This window comes from Streptococcus mitis (assembly GCF_000722695.1).
Lineage (GTDB): Bacteria > Bacillota > Bacilli > Lactobacillales > Streptococcaceae > Streptococcus > Streptococcus mitis_O.
On the sequence record NZ_JPFU01000003.1, the window covers coordinates 47,341 to 62,500 of the forward strand.

A 15,160-nucleotide genomic window follows, 5' to 3' on the forward strand; every position below is an offset into this window, starting at 1 on the left:
TAATCATCGCATATATTTGTTTGAAAATCAAATCTTTTATAATCATGCGAGGGGCAAATGAACAAGATGAATGACTTAGGGGATAAAGTGCGACTTTTAAGAGAGGAGAAAGGACTTAGTCGTCCAGTTTTTTGTGGGGATGAGTCTGAATTATCAGTGCGTCAGTTGGTGAGAATCGAAAAAGGAGAGTTTCGCCCGACAATAAAAACACTAGAATATATTGCAGAACGATTAGAAATTCCGTCCTACGTCTTGATGCCAGATTATAAGGAATTACCGAAGCGTTACCAAGAATTAAAGTACTTTCTTTTACATCACCCTGACTACGGAGACAAGGAGTTGCAGGAACAAAAGGAAGAATATTTTGATGAGATTTTTGAGAATTTTTATGATGATTTGCCACGTGATGAGAAGATGATAGTGGATTGTCTTCAAGCAATAGATGAAGTGAGGGCGACTAGTAATTCCTTATACGGAAGCGGTGTGATTGAGGACGGTCTTCAAGACTTACTATCCAGAGATGTATATAAAGCCGAGGACTTGTTGAAATTGAGACTGTATTTCAACTGTCAGTTAATGGATGGTTTAAATGTGGGTGAGATAAAAGAATCTGAGCATGAAACCATTCTTTGTTTTCATGACAAACTAAGTTCTCAGGTTGATAAGATAGAGTTCGATTGTTTGGATTTGCTTAGAGATTCCTTGTTAGCTTCTTTAGCTTGTATAGAAATTATGGGGCTGTTTCATTATTTTAAGAGAGCAGTTGAGACCTTAAATAAAATAGGGCAGAAAACACGAGATTTTCAAAAGCAACCGATTGTCTTGATGGTAGAATGGAAATATTATATTCAGATGGATTATGATACAGCCAAACAAAAGTATGAAGAAGCAAAAATGATGGCGAGGATGTTTGGCAATGAGAAGTTAATCGTTAGTTTAGATAATGAATGGAGCGAAGACTTAGAAAGGTATTGTTAAATGCTTTATAGGAGTGACATTTCTGTCATTGGAGAAATGTCACTTTTTTGTTAAAATGAATTTGTAAATAAATAAGAAAGGGATTTGCTATGGTTAAGATGTTGTTTTTGTTACTTATCATTGGTGGGTGGTGGGGCTGAGTTTAGAGGTTTGATATGCTAGAATTTGAACGAATAAATAATGTTTTATTGCCTAGCATGTCAGAAGTTGGAGATGTACTGCTCATTCGACAAACGCTATCAACTCTTCTTCAAGTGGAAATAAGAGTTAACGGCTATTTATTGGATTTGATTACAATAAAACCCCAGATATTAAAAGTCTATCCATTAGTCGGTATAGCAAATAATGCACTTATTATTGTACGAGAAGTAAATGAGGGACTTGATATGACGTTGGAGTGTAATAGAACATTTAGAGATTTTGATTTTTTTAGAAAATTAAAATAGAAATTTAAAAAGGAGAAATAAAATATGTGGCGTTGGGTATGGAAAATAGTAAAATGGATTTTGATTAATTTAATGTGGACAGCTATTTGGAGCTGGGTTCAACAATGGTTTAGTAAATAGGAGGGAGTATTATGTGGCGTTGGGTATTAAAAATTATCAAATGGGTTCTTATTGATTGGGTTTTAACAGCAATTTGGGGCTGGGTTAAACAGTGGTTCTAGTTTAGAAATTAATAGAACAGAGTTGATTTTTACATAAAATATTAGTAAAATTAGAAATTAATATAAAAAAATAATTGATAGTTATGTCTCAGTTTGAAAATGGGCATTCTCAAAAAGATTATAGACATAACTATCAACTATTTTAATTATAATATAAAAGGAGAAAAAATGAAAGTAGAGAACATTTCGTATAGAATAAATAGTAGGATACTGTTTAACAATATTTCTTTTGATACTTCAAATTCAGGTCTTACACTGATTACTGGAAAAAATGGCTCAGGAAAGTCAACATTATTGAAAGTATTACTAGGAATTGTTCAACCATATTCTGGCTCATTGATTTCTGAAGAAAAAGTTAGCTATGTTCCAGATTCTTCGGACAACTATTTCATTGGTTTATCTCCTAATTTATTATTCGGATTTTTACAGAAACAATTTTTTATTGAAACAAATTTGTTCGAAGAACGGTTAAGAGAATTACGAGAACAATTTTATTTGAATGAGAAATTAATGACACAAACAATTCAATCATTGTCATTAGGAGAAAAGAAAAAAGTAATGCTTATAGCAGCGTTTTTATTGGATTCGGACTTGTATGTTATGGATGAACCTTTATCAGGTTTAGATCAAATTTCGGTTGAAAATCTGCTTCAATTGATGGAGCAAAAGATAAATCTAGGCAAACACTTCATTATTGTAAGTCACGAGAGGCAAGAAATTTTACCGACAGTTGATCAGATTATTTCTTTGTAGAGGAAAGTTATATGGAAAAGTTTTATTATTCTATTACTCTATTATTCCTATCTCGACAGGGATACTGGAATGATTCGAATAATGTCAAGGAATTATCGTTGCTTCAATCGACCTACAAATATTTTTTTTCATCTGTTAGTTTGATTTTTATATTTTGTTTTGCTAAACAAGAAGTTTATAAGCTATTAAGTGAAAATCAAATTTGGGGTATCCTATCATACTTTGAATTAGTAAAAATACTTGTTCCTGCAATTTTGTTATTAGGAATAATTTATGAAAATATTTATGTTTTAAAAACTAAAACAGAGAGTACAATGAGGATATTTTTCAATGTCACAGGGAGAGAATTTTGGAATATAGTATTTTTAAAGAATTTAATTCTAGTTTCCCCCATCTTAGTAGTTATTTTTTTCTATGATATTTCTTTAGGAATATTTGCATGCCTACTTGTTTTTTTACTTAATAGTATATTTTTTATACCGAAAATCAGGTATGTTAGGCCAAGGTTTAAAAAATCGTTCAGTATGGCCTATTTATTATCTGTAGTTGATGGTTTGACGGTGTTTAAAGCGATGACTATACCTGTATTTTCAACTTTTATGTTTATGTTCATGTGGTTGGTTTTACCAGATTTTTTAGGAATTGATATCTCGAATAAAGCGATGATATTGAATACAGCTTTATTTTCAGGGACAGTATTTTTTAGCAATAAAGGGATAAATTTTTATTTTCTTACTTTAAATAAGGACTTCCCTTATCTGAAGGCTGTGGGGGTCAATCTTAATAAATTTATAAAAAAAAGAATTTGGTCTTTAAATTTTATTAGTATCTTAGTTCCGTCGATCTCACTATATTTCTTTTTAAATTATCTGGGGTACGGTTTTATAGATATTTCCCTATTTCTTTTCGGAGTTTCTCTAGCATATTTTTTATGCCAAGGGATACAAATGTTAGAGATAATTATATTTAGAAAGTATCATTTCAAGAATGCGAAAGAATTAGATTCTTTTTCAATTCCTATAAATACAAGGATAACGTTGTACATTATTCGCTTCGTACCAGTTATGGTTTGCTTATTATTCAATCAAATTAAACTATTTGGTTTATGGGGCTTGATATTGTTAAATATAGTTTATATCAGTATTATTTATTGTAGTTTATATCGACATATGTTGTCAAAAGTAATTAAAGGAGATAATCATGTCCATTTTATCCATTAAAAGTATTTCAAAGTTTTACGCCTTGGACGGTAAACATCAAGAGCAGGCTTTAAAGAATATAAACCTGCAGATTGAAAAAGGTAAAATTACAGCGATTTACGGGCCGTCAGGCTGTGGCAAAACCAGTTTACTAAACATCATCAGTGGTCTGGATAGACAATACGAAGGAGTTTTAGAATTTAAAGGGGAAACTCTCCGTGACTTATCAGAGATTGAACTAACCCAATTTCGTAAAGATAAGATTGGATTTGTGTTTCAAAACTTTAACCTCATTCCTCATCAATCTGTCTTGGACAATGTCAAGCTACCTCTCTATGTCAAAGATTTATCTGACAGGGAGATGACAATGATTGCAAAGGAGCAATTAAGTAACTTGGGCATGGAACCTTTTGTGGCTAAAAATGTTAAACAGCTTTCTGGCGGGCAAAAGCAACGTGTAGCAATCGCGCGTGCCTTGGTAAATCAACCTGATATGATTGTAGCAGATGAGCCAACGGGTTCGCTGGATTCTCAATCCCAAGAAATGGTATTGGAAGTATTTAAAAATTTAGCCCAAACAGGGAAAACAGTATTGATTGTAACCCATAATCCAGAGGTTGCTGAATATGCAGATGTGATTATCAAAATGAAGGATGGTGAAGTCGTTGAAGAAGTCAAAAAATAAAGGATTATCATTGAAAAACAAATTCAAACTTTCTTTAAATAACTTTATGGAAAGAAAGTGGCGTAACTTATTGATTGCGCTAGCAACCTCAATCGGTTTTGTAGGAGTCTTAATTTCTTTTGGATTAGGAAATGCTTTGATTTCGATGATTGATGAAAATACGAATGGAGGTCAAATTCCTTCTCAAGTTCAGATTGCTTTAAATACAGAAAATGCTGGACGAGGCTTTTTGAACCAAGATGATAAGAACTATATCACGGATACAGTTGGGAAAGAAGCTATTAAATATTTGGAGAGTCCTTTTGGGATGACCATGTCAAATATTACTATAGATGGGCAAGAAATGGATCTGAGTCAAACGATGCCTTCTTATGCTCAAGTAGTGAGTCTCTATGAGGATACAAGTATTTCTGTTAGTAGTAATGAGGCGGACAAAGTATTAGCTGGCTCCCTCTATAGTGATGCAAATGAACAGGGGTTGACGATTCCAAGTAGTTTACTAAAAAGTTGGAATGAACAGACAGGAAAAAATCTGACAGCTAATGATGTTATTGGCAAATCAGTTTCAGCAAGTATTGTAGAAAATGCTGCCGAAGCTAGCAAGACTGCTCAATTTCAAACAAAGATTGTGCGTGTGATCAATGATGAAGATGACATGGAGAACAGCAACAGTTTTATGCCCTCTAATCAAATGGAAACAATTTTGAAAGAAGCTGGATTTACAAAAGCTGTATCTTATTTTATCTTGGAACTCAAAGATCCATCACAGACAAAAGCGGTAACAGAAGAATTACAGAAAAATAAGAAGTATACTGTTCTTTCTCAACAGAAGGTTCTTGATATTGTGATTACTTTTATTCGTGTCATTCAGGGATTGTTGATTGTGCTTTCATCACAAGCTATTGTGGTAGCAGCAGTCATGATTGGTATCATTATTTACATCAATATCATGCAGCGTTCTAAGGAAATAGGTGTCATGAAGGCAGTTGGTTATCAAAATCGCGATGTCAAAGGAATTTTTATTTACGAGGCTATTTGGATTGTAGGCATTGCCTTGTTGCTGGCATTTTTGGTTGCACAAGGGGTGGGAAGTTTGGCGAATGTGGTTGTAAATCATTTTTACCCATCCATCACTAAGGTTTTTGAATTAAATCTTTTATCTATTTTAGGAACTCTAGTTTTCGCTCTATTGCTTGGTTATGTCTCAGCCTACTTCCCAGCGCGTAAAATTAGTAAAATGGATCCTGTAGAATCGCTACGATATGAATAGTTAAGGACGTTACTAGATTATCGTCGCTCAAAAAGAAACTAACATAGAAAAACAATGCCCGTACTTGCAATTAAACTTAAATAGTTATATAATAGGTTTGTTGAAAGGTGATTTGTAGTGATTCAAGTTACTCTTTTCACAATAAAAATTTCATGATTTTCATAAGGAGGAAATCACTAATGGTAGTTAAAGTTGGTATTAACGGTTTCGGACGTATCGGTCGTCTTGCTTTCCGTCGTATCCAAAACGTAGAAGGTGTTGAAGTTACACGCATCAACGACCTTACAGATCCAGTTATGCTTGCACACTTGTTGAAATACGACACAACTCAAGGTCGTTTCGACGGTACTGTTGAAGTTAAAGAAGGTGGATTCGAAGTTAACGGTAAATTCGTTAAAGTTTCTGCTGAACGTGATCCAGAACAAATCGACTGGGCTACTGACGGTGTAGAAATCGTTCTTGAAGCTACTGGTTTCTTTGCTAAGAAAGAAGCAGCTGAAAAACACCTTAAAGGTGGAGCTAAAAAAGTTGTTATCACTGCTCCTGGTGGAAACGACGTTAAAACAGTTGTATTCAACACTAACCACGACGTTCTTGACGGTACTGAAACAGTTATCTCAGGTGCTTCATGTACTACAAACTGCTTGGCTCCAATGGCTAAAGCTCTTCAAGACAACTTTGGTGTTGTTGAAGGATTGATGACTACTATCCACGCTTACACTGGTGACCAAATGATCCTTGACGGACCACACCGTGGTGGTGACCTTCGCCGTGCTCGCGCTGGTGCTGCAAACATCGTTCCTAACTCAACTGGTGCTGCGAAAGCTATCGGTCTTGTAATCCCAGAATTGAACGGTAAACTTGACGGATCTGCACAACGCGTTCCAACTCCAACAGGATCAGTTACTGAATTGGTAGCAGTTCTTGAAAAGAACGTTACTGTTGATGAAGTAAACGCAGCTATGAAAGCAGCTTCAAACGAATCATACGGTTACACAGAAGATCCAATCGTATCTTCAGATATCGTAGGTATGTCTTACGGTTCATTATTTGACGCAACTCAAACTAAAGTTCTTGACGTTGACGGTAAACAATTGGTTAAAGTTGTATCATGGTACGACAACGAAATGTCATACACTGCACAACTTGTTCGTACTCTTGAATACTTCGCAAAGATCGCTAAATAATTCTTGAGTCGATAGAAAAGCAAGGCCTCTGGTCTTGCTTTTTAAATATTTAAAAATGGATGACACAATCATCCATTCTTTTTTATTTCTCTTTCAAAAGTATCTGATAGGGTAGTGAAGCTTAATTTCTCTAGAGTAAGTGGATGGGTAAAGGAAAGTCGAAAGGCATGGAGCATGAGCCTGCTGGTTTTTAATCTAGAGTTATAGAGAGGGTCACCTAGGATAGGGAAGTTATGATGAGAAAGGTGGACACGGATTTGATGGGTTCGCCCTGTCTTTAGTTTGCAACGGACAAGAGCTGTTTTGTTTGAAAATTGCTTTAATCTGCTTACATGCGTTTCAGCATATTGCCCATTTTTTGCATCAATTATTCTTTTTCTACGATCATGACGATCACGTCCGATTTTGTCTCTGAAAACAAGCTCTTTGTTGCTGATATTTCCATCAACTAGTGCCCAGTATTCCCTAGAAATCTCTTTTTTCTCCAATAAGCGGTTGAGAATAGGTAGGATAAAAGGATTTTTAGCGAAGAGAACTAAACCACTGGTTTCCATGTCCAGACGATGAACGACATAGCAAGTTTGGCCAACATAGGCACTGATATGGTTAAGAAGGGCGATTTCATTTGGTTGGTTACCGTGGGTTTTCATACCCTCTGGTTTGTTTACAATAACTAAGTGTTGATCTTGATAAACCTCTTGAACGAGGTCAGGATTGCCCCAAGGGATTTCTTTTTCGGGATAATCTTCCTTGTCAAAAGTTAACTGGCAAATATCTCCAGGATTCACCTCCTCGTTCCAGCGAACTTCTCGCTGATTAATTAAAATATGTTTCTTGATTCTCAAAAAATGACGGATTTTTCTAGGGATGAGGAGTTGTTCCTCAAGTAATTGCTTTACCGTCATTTGAGGTAGAGAGTCTGGTAATGTAAATGTGAATTTCATACAGATATTGTAACAAAAAAAGCCCCATTTTGATAGGAAATAGCTAAATTCTTGTCTTCCTATGATGAAGATGATAAAATAAACGCATGAAATTAGATAAATTATTCGAGAAATTTCTTTCTCTTTTTAAAAAAGAAACAAGTGAATCAGAGGATTCTGATTCTACTAGCTTACGTCGCTCTCGTAGTGATCGAAAAAAATTAGCCCAAGTAGGTCCAATTCGAAAATTCTGGCGTCGCTATCATCTAACAAAGATTGTCCTTATACTAGGTTTGAGTGCAAGCTTGCTAGTTGGAACCTATTTGTTTGCTGTAGCCAAGTCAACCAATGTTAATGATTTGCAAAATGCCTTGAAAACTCGGACTCTCATTTTTGACCGTGAAGAAAAAGAGGCAGGTGCCTTGTCTGGTCAAAAAGGAACTTATGTTGAACTGACTGATATTAGTAAAAATTTGCAGAATGCCGTTATTGCGACAGAAGACCGTTCCTTCTATAAAAATGACGGGATTAACTATGGTCGTTTCTTCTTGGCTATTGTCACTGCTGGACGTTCGGGTGGTGGTTCTACTATTACCCAACAGCTAGCTAAAAACGCCTATTTGTCGCAGGATCAAACGGTTGAGAGAAAAGCGAAAGAATTTTTCCTTGCCTTAGAATTAACAAAAAAATATAGTAAGGATCAGATCTTAACCATGTACCTTAACAACGCTTATTTTGGAAATGGTGTGTGGGGTGTAGAAGATGCGAGTAAGAAATACTTTGGAGTTTCTGCGTCAGAAGTGAGTTTGGATCAAGCTGCGACTCTGGCAGGGATGCTCAAAGGACCGGAACTGTATAATCCTTTGAATTCCGTACAAGATTCTACCAATCGGCGCGACACTGTCTTGCAGAATATGGTTGCAGCAGGATATATTGATAAAAATCAAGAAACCGAAGCCGCTGAAGTTGATATGACTTCACAATTGCACGATAAGTATGAAGGAAAAATCTCAGATTACCGCTATCCTTCTTACTTTGATGCGGTGGTTAACGAAGCTGTTTCCAAGTATAATCTAACAGAGGAAGAGATTGTCAATAATGGTTACCGCATTTACACAGAGCTGGACCAAAACTACCAAGCAAATATGCAGGTTGTCTATGAAAATAAAGCGCTATTTCCGAGGGCAGAGGATGGAACATTTGCTCAATCAGGAAGTGTCGCTCTCGAACCGAAAACAGGGGGAGTTCGTGGAGTTGTCGGTCAAGTTGCTGACAATGATAAAACTGGATTCCGAAATTTCAACTATGCAACTCAATCAAAACGTAGTCCTGGTTCTACAATTAAGCCTTTAGTTGTTTATACGCCAGCAGTTGAAGCAGGCTGGGCTTTGAATAAGCAGTTGGATAACCATACCATGCAGTACGATAGCTATAAGGTTGATAACTATGCAGGAATCAAAACGAGTCGAGAAGTTCCTATGTATCAAGCCTTGGCAGAATCGCTTAATCTACCTGCTGTTGCCACTGTTAATGATTTGGGCGTTGACAAGGCTTTTGAAGCAGGCGAAAAATTCGGACTCAACATGGAAAAGGTCGATCGTGTTCTTGGCGTCGCCTTGGGAAGCGGTGTTGAAACCAACCCTCTTCAAATGGCTCAAGCATATGCTGCTTTTGCAAATGAAGGGTTAATGCCGGAAGCTCATTTTATTAGTAGAATTGAAAATGCTAGTGGACAAGTTATTGCAAGCCATAAAAATTCACAAAAACGGGTGATTGATAAGTCTGTAGCTGACAAGATGACCAGTATGATGTTGGGTACATTCACCAACGGAACGGGAATTAGTTCATCGCCTGCAGACTATGTCATGGCAGGGAAAACTGGTACAACCGAAGCAGTTTTCAATCCAGAATACACAAGTGACCAGTGGGTAATTGGTTATACTCCAGATGTAGTGATTAGTCACTGGCTTGGTTTTCCGACCACTGATGAAAATCACTATCTAGCAGGATCTACTTCAAACGGTGCAGCTCATGTCTTCAGAAATATTGCAAATACCATTTTACCTTATACCCCAGGAAGTACCTTTACAGTTGAAAATGCATATAAGAAAAATGGAATCGCACCAGCTAACACAAAAAGACAAGTACAAACCAATGATAATAGCCAGACAGATGATAATTTGTCTGATATTCGAGGACGTGCGCAAAGTCTAGTAGATGAGGCTAGTCGGGCTATCTCGGATGCCAAGATTAAAGAAAAGGCTCAAACAATATGGGATTCGGTAGTCAATCTATTCCGCTAAGATGCTTGTCAAAGTCTAGCTTTCTTGTTATAATAGATAAGATGGAGGCGTTATGGCACTAAAAAAAGCAAGCCTAGCTTGTGCGGTTTGTGGTTCGAGAAACTATTCAATCAAGATCAGTGGAAACCCCAAGCCTACACGACTAGAAGTAAATAAATTTTGTAAGCATTGTGGCAAGTACACTACACACAGAGAAACGAGATAGGAGAGAGCGATGCGTTTTATTGGAGATATTTTTAGACTTCTTAAAGACACAACATGGCCAACTCGCAAGGAAAGCTGGAGAGATTTTCGTTCTATCATGGAATACACAGCTTTCTTTGTAATAATTATTTACATTTTTGACCAGTTGATTGTTTCAGGTTTGATTCGATTTATTAACATTTTTTAGAAGGTTAGTGGAGTTAATTACACTAGAAATCTTCTATTTATGAAAGGAAATATCATGGATAGTTTTGATAAAGGGTGGTTTGTTTTACAAACTTATTCTGGTTATGAAAATAAGGTAAAAGAAAATCTATTACAACGTGCACAAACCTACAATATGTTGGATAATATTCTACGTGTTGAAATTCCAACACAAACAGTGCAAGTTGAAAAAAATGGAAAGAGAAAAGAAGTAGAAGAAAATCGCTTTCCAGGTTATGTTCTTGTAGAAATGGTCATGACAGATGAAGCTTGGTTTGTCGTTCGAAACACACCAAATGTAACTGGATTTGTTGGATCACATGGGAACAGATCAAAACCAACTCCATTATTGGAACAAGAAATTCGTGACATTTTGGTATCTATGGGACAAACTGTTCAAGAATTTGATTTCGATGTTGAGGTTGGCCAAACCGTACGTATTATTGATGGTGCTTTTGCAGACTACACTGGTAAGATTACAGAAATTGATAATAACAAAGTGAAAATGATTATCTCTATGTTTGGTAATGACACAGTTGCAGAAGTAAACCTAAACCAAATTGCAGAATTGTAACCCTAAGAGAGGCTTGTCCTCTCTTTTTTGTGCAGTTGAGACAGTAAAGAGGACAGAATAGGCGAAATGGCCCTAATTAGCTTTTTTATTTGTTAAACTGTATCTAGAAAGGGGAAGATTATGCTTAAAGAATTGTATGAAGAAGTCCAAGGTATTGTATACAAGTGTAGAAATGAATATTACCTTCATTTATGGGAGCTATCGGATTGGGATCAAGAGGGGATGATTTGCTTGCATGAATTGATTAGTAAAGAAGAAGGATTAGTAGAAGATATTCCTCGTTTAAGGAAATATTTCAAAACCAAGTTTCGGAATCGGATTCTAGACTATATCCGTAAACAAGAAAGTCAAAAACGAAGATATGATAAAGAACCCTATGAAGAAGTAGGTGAGATTAGTCATCGTATCAGTGAGGGAGGTCTCTGGCTAGACGATTATTATCTCTTTCATGAAACACTAAGAGATTATAGAAGTAAACAAAGTAAAGAGCAACAAGAAGAGTTAGAACGCGTCTTAAGACATGAACGCTTCCGAGGACGTCAAAGAGTCCTAAGGGACTTACGTATTGTGTTTAAAGAGTTTGATATCCGTAGCCATTAGGAAGGCATGCAAAAAAATTGAAAAAAATTAGAAAAAGGTGTTGACAAAGTTTGAAAAGTGGGTATAATAGTAAGAGTTGAAAATAACAACTCTGGTCCGTTGGTCAAGGGGTTAAGACACCGCCTTTTCACGGCGGTAACACGGGTTCGAATCCCGTACGGACTATGGTATGTTGCGGATGGAACACTTGATGAAAAAAGATTAAAAAAGTTTCAAAAAAGTGTTGACAAGCGAAAGCGACTGTGATATACTAATATAGTTGTCACTTGAGAGAAGCGAGTGACAAAGACCTTTGAAAACTGAACAAGACGAACCAATGTGCAGGGCGCTACAACAATTGTTGTAGTACTGAACAATGAAAAAACAATAAATCTGTCAGTGACAGAAATGAGTGAGAACTCAAACTTTTAATGAGAGTTTGATCCTGGCTCAGGACGAACGCTGGCGGCGTGCCTAATACATGCAAGTAGAACGCTGAAGGAGGAGCTTGCTCTTCTGGATGAGTTGCGAACGGGTGAGTAACGCGTAGGTAACCTGCCTGGTAGCGGGGGATAACTATTGGAAACGATAGCTAATACCGCATAATAGCAGTTGTTGCATGACAACTGTTTGAAAGGTGCAATTGCATCACTACCAGATGGACCTGCGTTGTATTAGCTAGTTGGTGGGGTAACGGCTCACCAAGGCGACGATACATAGCCGACCTGAGAGGGTGATCGGCCACACTGGGACTGAGACACGGCCCAGACTCCTACGGGAGGCAGCAGTAGGGAATCTTCGGCAATGGACGGAAGTCTGACCGAGCAACGCCGCGTGAGTGAAGAAGGTTTTCGGATCGTAAAGCTCTGTTGTAAGAGAAGAACGAGTGTGAGAGTGGAAAGTTCACACTGTGACGGTATCTTACCAGAAAGGGACGGCTAACTACGTGCCAGCAGCCGCGGTAATACGTAGGTCCCGAGCGTTGTCCGGATTTATTGGGCGTAAAGCGAGCGCAGGCGGTTAGATAAGTCTGAAGTTAAAGGCTGTGGCTTAACCATAGTACGCTTTGGAAACTGTTTAACTTGAGTGCAAGAGGGGAGAGTGGAATTCCATGTGTAGCGGTGAAATGCGTAGATATATGGAGGAACACCGGTGGCGAAAGCGGCTCTCTGGCTTGTAACTGACGCTGAGGCTCGAAAGCGTGGGGAGCAAACAGGATTAGATACCCTGGTAGTCCACGCCGTAAACGATGAGTGCTAGGTGTTAGACCCTTTCCGGGGTTTAGTGCCGTAGCTAACGCATTAAGCACTCCGCCTGGGGAGTACGACCGCAAGGTTGAAACTCAAAGGAATTGACGGGGGCCCGCACAAGCGGTGGAGCATGTGGTTTAATTCGAAGCAACGCGAAGAACCTTACCAGGTCTTGACATCCCTCTGACCGCTCTAGAGATAGAGCTTTCCTTCGGGACAGAGGTGACAGGTGGTGCATGGTTGTCGTCAGCTCGTGTCGTGAGATGTTGGGTTAAGTCCCGCAACGAGCGCAACCCCTATTGTTAGTTGCCATCATTCAGTTGGGCACTCTAGCGAGACTGCCGGTAATAAACCGGAGGAAGGTGGGGATGACGTCGAATCATTATGCCCCTTATGACCTGGGCTACACACGTGCTACAATGGCTGGTACAACGAGTCGCAAGCCGGTGACGGCAAGCTAATCTCTTAAAGCCAGTCTCAGTTCGGATTGTAGGCTGCAACTCGCCTACATGAAGTCGGAATCGCTAGTAATCGCGGATCAGCACGCCGCGGTGAATACGTTCCCGGGCCTTGTACACACCGCCCGTCACACCACGAGAGTTTGTAACACCCGAAGTCGGTGAGGTAACCGTAAGGAGCCAGCCGCCTAAGGTGGGATAGATGATAGGGGTGAAGTCGTAACAAGGTAGCCGTATCGGAAGGTGCGGCTGGATCACCTCCTTTCTAAGGATAAGGAACTGCGCATTGGTCTTGTTTAGTCTTGAGAGGTCTTGTGGGGCCTTAGCTCAGCTGGGAGAGCGCCTGCTTTGCACGCAGGAGGTCAGCGGTTCGATCCCGCTAGGCTCCATTGGTGAGAGAATCATCAAGTAATGCACATTGAAAATTGAATATCTATATCAAATAGTAACAAGAAAATAAACCGAAACGCTGTAGTATTAATAAGAGTTTATGACTGAAAGGTCAAAAATAAGGTTAAGTTAATAAGGGCGCACGGTGGATGCCTTGGCACTAGGAGCCGAAGAAGGACGTGACAAACGACGATATGCCTTGGGTAGCTGTAAGTAAGCGATGATCCAGGGATTTCCGAATGGGGGAACCCAACAGGTACTACCTGTTACCCGCATCTGTTAAGGATGTGAGGAGGAAGACGCAGTGAACTGAAACATCTAAGTAGCTGCAGGAAGAGAAAGCAAAAGCGATTGCCTTAGTAGCGGCGAGCGAAACGGCAGAAGGGCAAACCGAAGAGTTTACTCTTCGGGGTTGTAGGACTGCAATGTGGACTCAAAGATTATAGAAGAATGATTTGGGAAGATCAGCCAAAGAGAGTAATAGCCTCGTATTTAAAATAGTCTTTGTACCTAGCAATATCCTGAGTACGGCGGGACACGCGAAATCCCGTCGGAATCTGGGAGGACCATCTCCCAACCCTAAATACTCCCTAGTGACCGATAGTGAACCAGTACCGTGAGGGAAAGGTGAAAAGCACCCCGGAAGGGGAGTGAAATAGAACCTGAAACCGTGTGCCTACAACAAGTTCGAGCCCGTTAATGGGTGAGAGCGTGCCTTTTGTAGAATGAACCGGCGAGTTACGTTATGATGCGAGGTTAAGTTGAAGAGACGGAGCCGTAGGGAAACCGAGTCTGAATAGGGCGCCTTAGTATCATGACGTAGACCCGAAACCATGTGACCTACCCATGAGCAGGTTGAAGGTGCGGTAAGACGCACTGGAGGACCGAACCAGGGCACGTTGAAAAGTGCTTGGATGACTTGTGGGTAGCGGAGAAATTCCAAACGAACTTGGAGATAGCTGGTTCTCTCCGAAATAGCTTTAGGGCTAGCGTCGACATAAAGATTCTTGGAGGTAGAGCACTGTTTGGGTGAGGGGTCCATCCCGGATTACCAATCTCAGATAAACTCCGAATGCCAATGAATTATGGTCGGCAGTCAGACTGCGAGTGCTAAGATCCGTAGTCGAAAGGGAAACAGCCCAGACCACCAGCTAAGGTCCCAAAATAATTGTTAAGTGGAAAAGGATGTGGGGTTGCACAGACAACTAGGATGTTAGCTTAGAAGCAGCTATTCATTCAAAGAGTGCGTAATAGCTCACTAGTCGAGTGACCCTGCGCCGAAAATGTACCGGGGCTAAAACAATTTACCGAAGCTGTGGATACCTTTATAGGTATGGTAGGAGAGCGTTCTATGTGTGAAGAAGGTGTACCGTGAGGAGTGCTGGAACGCATAGAAGTGAGAATGCCGGTATGAGTAGCGAAAGACAGGTGAGAATCCTGTCCACCGTAAGACTAAGGTTTCCAGGGGAAGGCTCGTCCGCCCTGGGTTAGTCGGGACCTAAGGAGAGACCGAAAGGTGTATCCGATGGACAACAG

Annotated in this window: 13 protein-coding genes, 2 tRNA genes and 2 rRNA genes (1 of these 17 cut by a window edge); 16 read left to right on the plus strand and 1 reads right to left on the minus strand. The window is 39.2% G+C overall.

The genetic code is table 11. From position 1 onward, the window contains the following. Nucleotides 1-57: 57 nt before the first annotated feature. From SK629_RS01235 to gap, 7 genes are all read left to right on the plus strand, one after another. Nucleotides 58-978, plus strand: a complete 921-nt coding sequence (locus tag SK629_RS01235; RefSeq protein ID WP_042900245.1) for a helix-turn-helix domain-containing protein — start codon at nucleotides 58-60, stop codon at nucleotides 976-978. Between the two features lie 155 nt (nucleotides 979-1,133). After that, on the plus strand, nucleotides 1,134-1,424 hold the full coding sequence (locus SK629_RS01240) for a hypothetical protein (protein ID WP_050492331.1): 291 nt from the start codon (nucleotides 1,134-1,136) through the stop codon (nucleotides 1,422-1,424). Nucleotides 1,425-1,813: 389 nt separating this feature from the next. Then, nucleotides 1,814-2,398, plus strand: coding sequence for an ABC transporter ATP-binding protein (locus SK629_RS11115; RefSeq protein WP_000861995.1), 585 nt, complete (start codon nucleotides 1,814-1,816; stop codon nucleotides 2,396-2,398). Between the two features lie 11 nt (nucleotides 2,399-2,409). After that, on the plus strand, nucleotides 2,410-3,618 hold the full coding sequence (locus tag SK629_RS01250) for a hypothetical protein (protein ID WP_042900246.1): 1,209 nt from the start codon (nucleotides 2,410-2,412) through the stop codon (nucleotides 3,616-3,618). Next, the gene (locus tag SK629_RS01255; RefSeq protein WP_042900247.1) at nucleotides 3,599-4,282 is read left to right on the plus strand and encodes an ABC transporter ATP-binding protein; all 684 of its coding nucleotides are present in this window, start codon (nucleotides 3,599-3,601) and stop codon (nucleotides 4,280-4,282) included. Before SK629_RS01250 ends, SK629_RS01255 begins: the two co-directional genes overlap by 20 nt. Beyond that, nucleotides 4,251-5,552, plus strand: a complete 1,302-nt coding sequence (locus SK629_RS01260; protein WP_200872329.1) for an ABC transporter permease — start codon at nucleotides 4,251-4,253, stop codon at nucleotides 5,550-5,552. The genes SK629_RS01255 and SK629_RS01260 overlap by 32 nt, the downstream gene beginning before the upstream one ends. A 179-nt stretch (nucleotides 5,553-5,731) precedes the next feature. Next, nucleotides 5,732-6,739, plus strand: a complete 1,008-nt coding sequence (gene gap, locus SK629_RS01265; RefSeq protein ID WP_000260685.1) for a type I glyceraldehyde-3-phosphate dehydrogenase — start codon at nucleotides 5,732-5,734, stop codon at nucleotides 6,737-6,739. A gap of 68 nt (nucleotides 6,740-6,807) precedes the next feature. Here gap and SK629_RS01270 read toward each other — a convergent pair whose 3' ends face one another. Continuing rightward, nucleotides 6,808-7,683, minus strand: a complete 876-nt coding sequence (locus SK629_RS01270; protein WP_080710156.1) for an RluA family pseudouridine synthase — start codon at nucleotides 7,681-7,683, stop codon at nucleotides 6,808-6,810. A gap of 86 nt (nucleotides 7,684-7,769) precedes the next feature. Here SK629_RS01270 and pbp2a point away from each other — a divergent pair, with 86 nt between their 5' ends. The 9 genes from pbp2a to SK629_RS01315 form a co-directional block, all read left to right on the plus strand. Next, the gene (gene pbp2a, locus SK629_RS01275) at nucleotides 7,770-9,965 is read left to right on the plus strand and encodes a penicillin-binding protein PBP2A (RefSeq protein WP_042900248.1); all 2,196 of its coding nucleotides are present in this window, start codon (nucleotides 7,770-7,772) and stop codon (nucleotides 9,963-9,965) included. Nucleotides 9,966-10,017: 52 nt separating this feature from the next. Beyond that, on the plus strand, nucleotides 10,018-10,170 hold the full coding sequence (rpmG, locus tag SK629_RS01280) for a 50S ribosomal protein L33 (RefSeq protein ID WP_001809375.1): 153 nt from the start codon (nucleotides 10,018-10,020) through the stop codon (nucleotides 10,168-10,170). Between the two features lie 9 nt (nucleotides 10,171-10,179). Further along, nucleotides 10,180-10,356 (plus strand): preprotein translocase subunit SecE, encoded by a 177-nt coding sequence (gene secE, locus SK629_RS01285; protein WP_042900249.1) that lies wholly within the window; start codon nucleotides 10,180-10,182, stop codon nucleotides 10,354-10,356. Between the two features lie 54 nt (nucleotides 10,357-10,410). Beyond that, a complete protein-coding gene (gene nusG / locus SK629_RS01290) occupies nucleotides 10,411-10,947 on the plus strand; it encodes a transcription termination/antitermination protein NusG (protein WP_000376739.1) in 537 nt (178 codons plus the stop codon). A gap of 120 nt (nucleotides 10,948-11,067) precedes the next feature. Next, nucleotides 11,068-11,547, plus strand: a complete 480-nt coding sequence (locus SK629_RS01295; RefSeq protein ID WP_042900250.1) for a sigma-70 family RNA polymerase sigma factor — start codon at nucleotides 11,068-11,070, stop codon at nucleotides 11,545-11,547. A gap of 93 nt (nucleotides 11,548-11,640) precedes the next feature. Next, nucleotides 11,641-11,712, plus strand: a tRNA-Glu gene (locus tag SK629_RS01300). A gap of 241 nt (nucleotides 11,713-11,953) precedes the next feature. Next, nucleotides 11,954-13,499 (plus strand): 16S ribosomal RNA (locus SK629_RS01305). A 51-nt stretch (nucleotides 13,500-13,550) separates the two neighbouring features. Beyond that, a tRNA-Ala gene (locus tag SK629_RS01310) sits at nucleotides 13,551-13,623 on the plus strand. A 123-nt stretch (nucleotides 13,624-13,746) separates the two neighbouring features. Further along, a 23S ribosomal RNA gene (locus SK629_RS01315) occupies nucleotides 13,747-15,160 on the plus strand (it continues 1,487 nt past the right edge of the window). Together the 16S and 23S rRNA genes with 2 tRNA genes alongside form the textbook arrangement of a ribosomal RNA operon.